Genomic DNA, 367 nt, shown 5'->3' on the forward strand with positions numbered 1-367 from the left:
GGCGATGCGCTTAGGGGACACACCCGTTCCCATCCCGAACACGATGGTTAAGACCTAAGCGGCCGATGGTACTGCACTGGAGACGGTGTGGGAGAGCAGGTGGCCGCCAGATTTAAAAAGGAAGGGCTTATAGCTCAGCCGGTTAGAGCGCACGCCTGATAAGCGTGAGGTCGGTGGTTCGAGTCCACTTAAGCCCACTTCTTTCAAAAGAAAGAAGACCATACAATTACATACGGGGGATTAGCTCAGTTGGGAGAGCGCCTGCCTTGCAAGCAGGAGGTCACGAGTTCGAATCTCGTATTCTCCACGCAGATAATGAAGAGAGCAGATGGTGTTGGCAGACAGGATTCTGAGCCAGGCTTGCCTG

The 367-nt window shown here is 54.0% G+C and carries 2 tRNA genes and 1 rRNA gene; all 3 read left to right on the top strand.

Annotated features, from left to right (window positions below):
• Positions 1 to 112: ribosomal RNA gene (rrf, locus tag ACTNBF_RS16565) — 5S ribosomal RNA — on the top strand; the annotation flags it as partial.
• A gap of 11 nt (positions 113 to 123) precedes the next feature.
• Positions 124 to 197 (top strand) — tRNA-Ile (locus tag ACTNBF_RS16570).
• A gap of 37 nt (positions 198 to 234) precedes the next feature.
• Positions 235 to 307, top strand: a tRNA-Ala gene (locus ACTNBF_RS16575).
• Positions 308 to 367: the final 60 nt, after the last annotated feature.

Source organism: Bariatricus sp. HCP28S3_A4 (assembly GCF_052066395.1).
GTDB lineage: Bacteria > Bacillota > Clostridia > Lachnospirales > Lachnospiraceae > Allocoprococcus.